At 43.4% G+C, this 4,176-nt stretch carries 3 protein-coding genes and 3 pseudogenes; 5 read left to right on the forward strand and 1 reads right to left on the reverse strand.

Features of this window, described 5'->3' with window-relative positions; genetic code table 11:
* Positions 1 to 336 (forward strand): annotated as a pseudogene (locus AC1DUA_RS26485) (hypothetical protein); the annotation flags it as partial.
* A 27-nt stretch (positions 337 to 363) separates the two neighbouring features.
* Positions 364 to 524 (forward strand): annotated as a pseudogene (locus tag AC1DUA_RS26490) (acetoacetate decarboxylase family protein); the annotation flags it as partial.
* Positions 525 to 531: 7 nt separating this feature from the next.
* Here AC1DUA_RS26490 and AC1DUA_RS26495 read toward each other — a convergent pair.
* Positions 532 to 1,137: a TetR/AcrR family transcriptional regulator gene (locus AC1DUA_RS26495; protein WP_477502618.1), complete on the reverse strand. Its 606-nt coding sequence runs from the start codon at positions 1,135 to 1,137 to the stop codon at positions 532 to 534.
* Positions 1,138 to 1,313: 176 nt separating this feature from the next.
* Here AC1DUA_RS26495 and AC1DUA_RS26500 point away from each other — a divergent pair, with 176 nt between their 5' ends.
* The 3 genes and pseudogenes from AC1DUA_RS26500 to AC1DUA_RS26510 all read left to right on the forward strand — a co-directional run bounded on the left by AC1DUA_RS26500 (position 1,314) and on the right by AC1DUA_RS26510 (position 3,614).
* The gene (locus AC1DUA_RS26500; protein WP_477502619.1) at positions 1,314 to 2,051 is read left to right on the forward strand and encodes an SDR family NAD(P)-dependent oxidoreductase; all 738 of its coding nucleotides are present in this window, start codon (positions 1,314 to 1,316) and stop codon (positions 2,049 to 2,051) included.
* 43 nt (positions 2,052 to 2,094) lie between these two features.
* A complete protein-coding gene (locus AC1DUA_RS26505) occupies positions 2,095 to 2,868 on the forward strand; it encodes an SDR family NAD(P)-dependent oxidoreductase (protein WP_477502620.1) in 774 nt (257 codons plus the stop codon).
* A 182-nt stretch (positions 2,869 to 3,050) separates the two neighbouring features.
* Positions 3,051 to 3,614: pseudogene (locus AC1DUA_RS26510) on the forward strand (NADPH-dependent FMN reductase).
* Positions 3,615 to 4,176: the final 562 nt, after the last annotated feature.

The following is a 4,176-nucleotide window of genomic DNA, read 5'->3' on the forward strand; positions in this document are numbered from 1 at the left end:
AATTATATGAAAGCAGTCGATCACTTTACTAATTCGAATACGATTACGACGATGACGGGAGCAAATCGCATCTGGACTGCCGCTGTCGTGGGCGTTCGCGGCGCTATCGTCAAGGATGCAAGCAAGATCGCCAATGCGCGGGACGGATTGAGTAACGTATTTCTTTATGTGACCAAAGGTGACGGCTTCTATGAGGATGGTTCTTTTGTCCAACATAATATCTTGTCATATAACGGTGGATATGGCCAGTCGTTGCTATCTGACATGGCGAGAAGCAAAACTGCAAACAAAGTGAACATAAGACACATGGCTCTTACGGTACCCATCCATTGCTAGAGTCTTGGAGCCGTGGAAACGGAGGTAATGGCTAACAAGATTCCCCATTCTTCATCACCCGCTTATCCTTTACCCCCTTTAAATTTTTTAACCGTGAATATCTCAATATTATTTACCGAACGGATGAAATTGCTCTTCGGGCAGCAATGCCCGAACCGCTTGAAATCGCTGAACCTTTGGTTAGGTTCGTAAGCGTCAAATTTTCCCCACATACTTAAACGTATATATATGTGTTTTGGTTAAATCGATTACTTCTTGGATAAACTCATCATGAGATTCTTTGAAATCGTTTTTGATCCAATTGAGAATAAGTCCATAAAAGCCGTAGGCTGTATAATGTTTAAAGTAATCCATGTTGACGGGAATGTTATTAATCGTTTCGAATATAAATTGTTCCTTGTAGATCTTCAGGATGGTTTGCGGTAATTCCGTGTGCAACCCCGGCAAAGTATCATCGTATTTAATAAGTTCGAAAAAATCCCGGTGTTCATAAATATAGGTAACGATTCTAAAGGACGGTGCGTTTAGTTTTTCCGTGTACACTTTTTGTCCGGGAACATAGGGCTCCCCTACGGAAGCTTCCAATCCGTGAAGCATGGAAGTAAGTAATTCTTCGGCGAGTTCAATTATATCTTTGTAGTGTACATAAAAAGTACTGCGATTATAAGCGGCATAATCGACAATTTGTTTTACGGATACGGAATGGTATCCCTTTTCTTTTATGAGCTTTATAAGAGCTGATTTTAAATGATCGTTCGTCCGATCTCGCCGTTGAGATGTCACGATTTTTTCATTATTCATAAAGACCTCCCCGGAAAAAAGACATTTATACGCTAATTGTCTACTGGTTAGACATTTTGCAATATCTTGATGATTGTTAATTATGAACAGAATAGTACAATTAAATTGTGAACAAAATAGCACAATAGACGTTATGGTTGACGCTATTTTAAAATATTATACTGGAGGAATCTAATATGGGCAAACTACAAAACAAGGTAGCCGTGATTACGGGGGGARCATCCGGAATCGGTGCGGCAACAGCACGTTTATTCGTTTCAGAAGGAGCTAAAGTGGTTCTTGTTGATTTAAATGAAGAAAAAGGAAAGGCGTTCGAGAACGAGTTGAAGGCGCTTAATGCTGAAGCCCTATTTATTAATGCAAATATTACAAGCGAGGAAGAAGTCGCCAATATCTTTAAACATACGGTTGAATCTTTCGGTAAAGTGGATGTTGTATTCAACAATGCAGGGATCGGGCGCGTTCATCCTTCGCATGATTTGGAATACTCCGAGTGGCGCAACACAGTAAATGTCGACTTGGATGGCGTCTTCTTGGTAGCACGTGAAGCCATCCGCGAAATGTTAAAAGGGGGCGGAGGCACGATAGTGAATACTGCGTCTATGTACGGCTGGGTTGGTTCGCCCGGTTCGGCAGCCTATAATGCGGCAAAAGGCGGCGTGATTAATTTGACGCGCTCACTTGCTCTTGAATATGCAGAACAAAATATTCGCATTAACTCATTATGCCCAGGGTTCATTGACACACCAATTATTCCTGAAGAAAGTAAACAAGTATTAGCCGGACTCACTCCGATGAAACGCCTCGGTAAAGCGGAGGAAATGGCAAAAGCCGTACTTTTCATGGCTTGTGAGGATTCTTCATTTATGACTGGAAATAGCTTAACCGTTGATGGCGGATATACAGCTCAATAATTATATAAGCTAGGGTATTTAGAAAATCTGGAGGTGCTTATTCATGGGTAAATTTGATGATAAAGTAATCTTGATAACAGGCGCGGCAGGCGGGATCGGAAAAGCGACTGCGAAAAAGTTGGCAGAGCAAGGAGCAAAGCTTGCTTTAGTGGATTTGAACTTAGAGGCCGTTAAACAAGTGGTTTCCGAATTAGGACTTGATGATTCGAGAGCAATTACTCTTCAGGCAAATGTAGCGAAAGAAGAAGAGGTCAAAGCTTATGTCGAGGCAACCATTAAAAAATTTGGTAAAATTGATGGTTTCTTCAACAATGCGGGTATAGAAGGAATTACTGCAAATGTTGAAGATTATCCAACCGAAACCTTTGAGTTGGTATTTAATGTAAATGTTAAGGGCGCGTTCCTCGGGCTGAAATACGTTGTTCCTGTGATGAAGAAGCAAGGATACGGAAGTATTGTGAATACTTCCTCAGGCGCAGGGCTAATCGGTTCGCCTGGATTTGTTGGCTACAACAGCTCCAAACATGCAGTGATGGGAATGACCAAAGTGGTTGCATTGGAAGCAGCCCCGTTTGGCGTTAGAGTGAACGCAGTGGCACCTGGGGTAATCAATACCCGCATGATGCGTCAGATTGAAAAAAATACAGTTCCTGATGATGCCGAGGGAGCAAGAAAAGCATTCGGTGCCGCTGTACCTTTAGGAAGATACGGAGAAGCAGAAGAAGTAGCAAGTGTAGCCGTGTTCTTGCTATCCGATGATGCTTCATATGTGTCTCAATCGATTTACACGGTGGATGGCGGTCAAATCAACCAGTAATAAATATTTTCATTACAGTTTAACCAGGGGAGAGCTGTTTCAGGAACGAACTGACTCCAGTCTTGGGACAAGAAGGAAATTGCCAGAATGATTGTGAGCCTGGAGAGGAAAGGCTATGTAAAGTGACCCGTTCTCGAACCTTAATCCCAAATAATAATGCATCTGATAGAGAGGAAAATATGATGAAAATCGCAGCTATCGTCGGCAGTAACCGCAAGGAGTCTTACAACCTGAAGCTAACGTAATTTCTGCAGAAGCGTTATGCTAGCCGCTTCGAGCTGGAAATCGTAAGCATTACGGAGCTCCCGTTCTACAATTAGGATATCGAGAATACGTCGCCTGAATTTGCAACGCAATTTAAGGCCAAAATCAAAGCTTCCGATGCCGTATTGTGGGCGGTTCCTCAATATAATGCCACAGTCCCCGGTATTATGGTCAATGCCATTGATTGGTTATCGAGGGTCGACCGCGTAATGATCGGGAAGCCTTCTTGGATCATTGGAGCTTCCATGGGCAACCTAGGTACGGTCAAAGCACAAGCGCACTTACGTGATATTTTGTTCGCCAGTGGGGTCAACTCCCCGCTTCTTCCAAGCAACGAGGTGTATGTCGGCGCCGTTCATGAGAAAATCGATGCCCAAGGCAACCTCATTCACGAACCGACCGTCCAGTTCCTCGACTCGGTCGTTAATAACTTTATCGCTTGGTACGATAGTTACCATGCTGCAATATCAGCAACGAAGTAATCGTATTCTAGCGTCTCGTCTGCATCAGCATAATCCCCGGCTGCCTTCTTGGCGATCGGGGATTTTTTTACGCCAGCCCGATCACTCCTGATGTAGAATGAGATGTGCGAGAATGTGATTGGAATGATTGGGATCTTTTTAAAAGATATCCCTCTCAGAAGATCGTCCAAAACAGAAGAAGTGTCGAACGTTTTCCTTGCATTTAACGGTTCAAGCTATTGTACGGGAACGCAATACGTTGTGAAGGGGCGACCTCTAAGCCTATTCCGTATCTTGCGGATGAGGTCATTAGTTGATATACCTCTGGGATTTAAAGAAGTGCTGATGCGAGGGGTTCGGTACGGCGACTGGTTGTAAACTTCTTTCGCTTCCTCCACCGATGTCAATCAAACTCGCTGTAAATAGCCTTCACTAGCTTTTTGGTAGCTCTTCACTGTATCTAAGCTTTTGAGCTCCAAGGATTGCAAGTGTTATTGCTCCACCCATGTTCCGGGCTGTTTTTTCGTATACTGAGGCTAACTCCGCATAGAAACTTACCAATCTTGGAAACCTAGGAAAAAGG

The organism is Paenibacillus sp. 01T422 (genome assembly GCF_056398785.1).